Genomic DNA, 5,815 nt, shown 5'->3' on the forward strand with positions numbered 1-5,815 from the left:
GCCCACCAGCTCGTCGTCGACTCCATTCGCCGGCGGGCGCGCCGGGTCCTTCTTCGCCACCGCGGCAGTATCCACGGCGGTCGTCATGTCGGTCATCGGTGCCTACTCCATGATCAGGAGACACACCATTCGTTGTACAGACCCTATTAGGACCGCAGGTGGGAGACCGCCGTTGCCTCGCCGTCGTAGCGGTGGGGTGAAGCCGGGGGCGGCCATCTCAGCGAGCGCCGAGTCCGGCGGAGCATCCGCCACCGGTCGAGTGATCCCTCGACGCTCACGAACTGCTCTGCGCTGCGTTCCCTCCGATCATGCTGCCTTCGAGATCGAGTTGTCTGTTTCGTTCATCTCGGCAATGTCGTGGTTCGGGTCAACCCGGGCGGTGATGAGGTGTTCGCCCTTAATGTTGTCGGTGTCCCAGATAACGAAGACCTGAACGGATTGTCCTTGGGCGATGTCGACCGGTGAGATTTCCCCGATGACAGTTTCACCGTCGAGGAACTGGACCGTTACGTCGCGAGCATCCGATGCGCCGTTGTTGGTGATTACGGCAGTGACTGTGGCCTGGTCGGGCTTTCGTTGTGTGACGGTGAGACCAGTCGGTGTGAGATTGGGTTTGGTCGCGCGCGGAGCGTACTGGCACGTGGTGACATCGTGGAGCTGCCCGTTGGAGTACTCGTCTTTCACGTCGAAGCGGGGGTCGGAGGGGATGTCGGCGCCACTGCGGATGAATTCCTCGTTGAAGACGACGTGTCGCATGCTTTGCCGCCTGTGGGTATAGCCCAAGTGGATCATGTTGTCGGCGGTTTGCAAGAGGTACGGGTAGGAGAACTCCGCGCCCGGTTCGGTTTCGACATCAACCGAATACGGCCACGTAATTCCACCGTCGGTTGACAACGAGAGGCGCAGCGGCGTCCTGTCGCTGAAGGTGGGGTTGTCCGCCAGGATCAGGTGGCCGTTATCGAGCTTGAGCAGCGCCAGCCGGGAGTTGTTGTTCGGCAAAGTTGTGGGTATGGCACGAGTCCATGTGCGGCCGTAGTCGAAGGACTCGGTTCTCCAGATGAAAGAGTCGCGAGTGCGGTTGAATGCAAGTAGGTGACCGGGGTCGAGCTCGACGGTGGCTGGCTGGATCATGCCTTGCAACGATCGGGGCCAGGTGGTGTCATCGCTGCTCGGGTATGGCGTGAGCGTCTCCAGATCATCCGTCGAGACGTACCAGCCGGACGCCCACCGCGCCTCGGAGTAGATCGGCACGATGACGTCGCCGTTGGTCATGCGGAATGGGCGGATGCCGAACAGCCAGCCCCATTCTTTACGGACGTAGCGCGGCTCGGACCAGGTTTCACCGTTGTCCGTTGACGTGATCAGCCGCAGATCCGCGGTCGCCCATCCGGAACCCCTGATTGTGGAGAACAGCAACTGCACCTTCCCGTTGCGCTCGTCGGTCCACAACACCGCGTTCCCGTCAGGAAAACCAGGTCCGTCGAACACCACCTCGGGCAACGTCCACGTATTCGTGCCGGCAGCGAGCCGAGACATGTATGTCTTGACGTCGTCAGCGCCTTCCTGCGAGCCGGCGTAGAAGCTGTACAGCAGATCCCCGTTCGGGGCTTGCGCGAGGCTCGCGACGTGTACGCCCGGGAAGTTGGGGTCCTGTGGGTGGATATCCTGCCGGCAGGCGTAGGCCGAGCCGCTTGCGTTAAGGGGCGCAGACTCTCTTTCCGCCCCGATGGTGGGCAGCAGTCCAAAAGTCATTGAAGGGACGATAAGGTTTACAGCGATAGCTTTTACAGAGCGGTACATCTTTGTCTCCTTACGGCGGCAGCACCCGTGCCGTTGCCAGGCTGCTGCGCGACGGTGCCTCGGGCTCCGGTACCTCACCTCGGTCGGAGTACGCCGAGCACCGCGGGGGACAGTTCTGTATAGACCCGTCGTGGCAGTAGCTCGCGGTAGCTGCCCCGCTGGAAGATGCGGCGGTAGAGCAGCCGCTGCACACTCCGCAGCAGCGCCCGAGCACGCGGGTTCAGCGCCCGGTTGCCGGCGAGGCCTGCAGGACTAGTACGGCAGCCCAGGTTCGAACCCGGGCTGCCGTACTAGGGGAGCAGGGGTTCCAGCACGTTGATGAAGTCGTTCTTGGTCGTGGTCAGGACCAGTTCTGCAGCGTGCCTTGGATGTCGCTAAGCAATTTGTCGAGCACGCCGTCGCCGATCTTCACGCGTAGGTTGTTCCACCTGTTCTCGCCCGCCGGTGCGGTGACCGCGCGGGCCTGGTCGGCGACTGCCCGACCCTCGGCGAGTAATGCGTTGCTGCCGTCGACGTCGCCGGCTATCCGTGCGTCGAGTGCGTCCAGGTGCAGGTCGAAGGCGCGTCCCCACAGGGCTGTCGCGTCGAGCCACGGGCCGGTGTCGGAGAGGAACATCGGGTCGGCAGCACCGCTGCGAATCTGGCCCGGCGCTGCCCCGATCGCGTCCGCGCTGGGACGAATCCCGGAAATCGCGTCGGACCGGGCGCCGGCGTTCCATGTCGTCCAGAACGTTGCCACCTGCCGGGCAAGCCCGGGGGCTTGTGGTTGCCACGGCGTTGAACCGAACGTGGGTGCCACGTGGTTGAGGTCGAAGAAGGTCAGCATCGCGTCGGTGGTGGTAGCGTCTCCGCCGGCCAGGTATCTCGCCGCCTGTGTCCAGGACCGGTCGCGGTTGTAGGCGTGATCGTTCCAGGAGAAGTCGGCCATCGTCGCCACGGCCACCTTCGACGCGGCGGCCTGGTTCATCGGGTTCGACACGATTCCGCTGAGCTGGTTCGATAGCCCGGGTTCACGCTTGTCGTACGGCGCGAGCAGCAGCCGGCCCTCGGTGTTGCCGTAGTCGTTGACCGGGTAGTTGTCCCAGAGGAACACCTTGCGGCCGAACAGCTCGGAGGCCCGCTGCGCCTCGGCAACCGTGACCTTCGGTGGGACGGTGTCGGTGCCGGTCCACATCACGACGACGTCCTGGTCCAGGTCCGCGCGCAATTTCTGCTTGTACGCGGAATCCGTAATGTCGCCGTACTCCGTGGGCACCATCTGCAGCCGCTTGGTCGCCGCATGCGTCTCGATGAACTCGTGCTGAACCCGGTTGAGCAGGCTGACCTGCGCGGCGGCCGCCGCCGTCCGGCCAGGCAGCCCATAGGTGAGCAAGTCTTCGGGACAGTTCCACGTCGTGTAGCTGATGTCGTCGAGCGGAATGGAGAACGACCGCACGCCGAGGTCGTACAACGCCTGGAACTTTGCGATCAGTGCCTCGTAGTCGGAGGGCCGGCTGTAGCAGATCGACACACCTGGCGAAAGGGCGAAGGTGAAGTCGACGTGGTGATTCGACGCCGTGCCCACCAGCTCCGCCAAGCGTGACAGAGCATCGGCAGGGTACGGCTCCCGCCACTTGTCCCGGTGGTAGGCATCGTCCTTCGGCGCATAGATGTAGGTGTTCATCTTCATGTCCCCGTAGAAGGACAACTGGTCCACCCGCTCGTCGTGCGTCCAGGGACTGCCGTAGAAGCCCTCGATGGTGCCACGCAGCGGCATCACGGGGTAGTCCTTGATCCGCACCCCGGCGATCGCCTTCTTGTCCGGGTTGTTCGCCATCGGCACCACCAGCTGTCGGAGCGTCTGCGCGGCGTAGTAGACGCCGTCGGCATCGACACCGCCCAACACAACGTCGACCCGCGATGCCGACTCGTTGGCACCAAGGAGGTAGCCCTCCGCCGGCATCGTCGCCGGTACGGAGACGCCCAGCGCCGCGAGGTCCGCGGCGACGGCCTGACTGCTGAGCAACCCGACGCGGACGTTCAGCGCACTTGCGTCGTACGTTGCTGGCGAGGAGACGACGTCGACGAACTCGGCACCGGCCGACCGTAGGACATCCACGACGATCTGCCGCGACTGGTCGTCGACCGAGTCGTCGACGAGTACCCTGGCGCGCCGGGGCACCCTCACCTCGGCCTCGGATCGTTCCATGAGCTGTGGAGCGGGTATCACGACCGGCAGCGGTGGACGGGTGTCGGTTCCGGCGCTCGCGGGGGAAACACCGGCAACGAAGACCGCAGAGGTCACGGTAAGGACGGTCGCGGCTACGGCGGACAGCGTCACGCCCCTCCGGCGCCGCCTTCGAGTTTGGGTCATCATGGCTCTCCAATCTGGAGTAGGAGGCGGCTCCGAGGGTGGGCCGCTGGTTGACTGGGCTCGTACGCGGCGTACGTCCCGAGGTGGGTATGTGTAGGGGTTTTGGTTGTGCTATTTCACCGCGCCGGCGGTGAGGCCCTGTTGGATCTGGTGTTGGAAGACGCCGTACATCACGATCATGGGGAGGATTGACAGGGTGAGCGCGGCGAACAGGGTCGACCAGTCGGCCTGGTAACCGGCGGCGGTGGAGACGCTGGCGATGCCCTGGGTCAGCACCCATTTCTGGTCGGCGTTCTCGCCCTGCATGAGGGCGACTGGGAGTAGGTACTGGTTCCACTGGCCGAGGATGTTGAAGATCGTGATGCTGACCAGGGCGGGTTTGGCCATCGGCATCATGACCTGGAAGAAGAGCCGGGTGTGCGAGGCGCCGTCGAGCATTGCGGCCTCGGCCACCGCGTTGGGCAGTGTCTTGAAGAACGCGGCGAGGAAGAACACGGTGAACGGCAGCGAGTAGGCGATGTAGACCAGGATCAGTCCGGTGTAGGTGTTGAGCAGGCCCAGGTTGTTGACGACGAGGAAGAGGGGTACGAGCGCCAGAAACACGGGGAAGGCCAGCCCGGAGACGAACAGGTAGTAGATCGCCCGGTTGCCGATGAATGAATAGCGGGCCAGTACGTACGCGGCCATCGAGCCGAGCAGCATGGTGCCGGTGGTGCTGAGCGCGACGACGAAGACGCTGTTGAGGAAGTACCGACCGACGTTCGCCTCTTCCCAGGCGCGGGCGTAGCTGCCGAAGCTGAACGAGTCCGGGAGCGCGAACGGGTTGCCAAGGAAGATTTCGGTGTTGGTTTTGAACGAGGCGAGGACCGTCCACAGCAGTGGCGCGATGACCAGGATCGCCCAGATCAGCAGGGCGATGTGCCCCAGCCCGGAGAGCAGGCTAACCTCGGAGCGCCGTTTGTTGTCGGGCCGGGCGTGGCTGTGCACGGGCCGGGCTGCGGAGGTTGCCGGGTGGGCGGCCGTGGTCGGTTCGGTGTTCGTCGTCATGGCCGACCCCGCTCAGAGCTCGATCGTCTCGCGCTTGCTCACCCGCAGGGTGAGGGCGGCGAAGGTGATGGTCAGGAAGAACAGCGCGACGCCCATCGCTGAGGCGTAGCCGAACTGGGAGTAGCTGAAGGCGTTGCGGTAGATCTCCATGCCGAGCACGGTGGTGGCGCCGTCCGGACCGCCCTGGTCGATGGAGAGCACCTGGACGATGGCGAACGCGTCGAAGGCGGCGATGCCCAGGTAGACCCAGGCGACCTGGAGGGTGTCCCACAGCAGCGGTAGGGTGACCTGGAGAAACATCTTGGCGCGGCCGGCGCCGTCGATGGTGGCCGCCTCGTAGATGTCTTTCGGGATCGAGGCCATGCCGGCGGAGAACAGTACGACGTAGAAGCCGACCGACTGCCAGACCAGCACCGCGATGATCGCCCACAGGGCGATGTGTGGGTTCGCCATGAACGGCACCGGGTCGACGCCGAAGACGCGGAGGAAGCCGTTGACGAGTCCACTGTCGTCTGGGGCGTAAACGCGCTGGAAGATGATGCCGATGATGACGATCGCGAGGATCTGGGGGAAGAAGAACGCGAACTTGTAGAACTTCGACCCCCGAACCCCCGC

At 64.3% G+C, this 5,815-nt stretch carries 4 protein-coding genes; all 4 read right to left on the reverse strand.

Annotation, left to right across the window (positions count from 1 at the left end; genetic code table 11):
• Window positions 1-306: 306 nt before the first annotated feature.
• Window positions 307-1,752, reverse strand: a complete 1,446-nt coding sequence (locus C1I99_RS28460) for an exo-alpha-sialidase (protein ID WP_158554114.1) — start codon at window positions 1,750-1,752, stop codon at window positions 307-309.
• Window positions 1,753-2,140: 388 nt separating this feature from the next.
• The gene (locus C1I99_RS28465) at window positions 2,141-4,120 is read right to left on the reverse strand and encodes a glycoside hydrolase family 84 protein (protein ID WP_199562422.1); all 1,980 of its coding nucleotides are present in this window, start codon (window positions 4,118-4,120) and stop codon (window positions 2,141-2,143) included.
• A gap of 144 nt (window positions 4,121-4,264) precedes the next feature.
• Window positions 4,265-5,200 carry a carbohydrate ABC transporter permease gene (locus C1I99_RS28470; protein WP_111137288.1) on the reverse strand — a complete coding sequence of 312 codons (936 nt, stop codon included), beginning with the start codon at window positions 5,198-5,200 and terminating at the stop codon, window positions 4,265-4,267.
• Between the two features lie 12 nt (window positions 5,201-5,212).
• Window positions 5,213-5,815 (reverse strand): carbohydrate ABC transporter permease (locus tag C1I99_RS28475; RefSeq protein ID WP_111137289.1); only part of this gene is annotated, 603 nt, incomplete at its 5' end.

The organism is Micromonospora deserti, from assembly GCF_003236335.1.
Lineage (GTDB): Bacteria > Actinomycetota > Actinomycetes > Mycobacteriales > Micromonosporaceae > Micromonospora > Micromonospora deserti.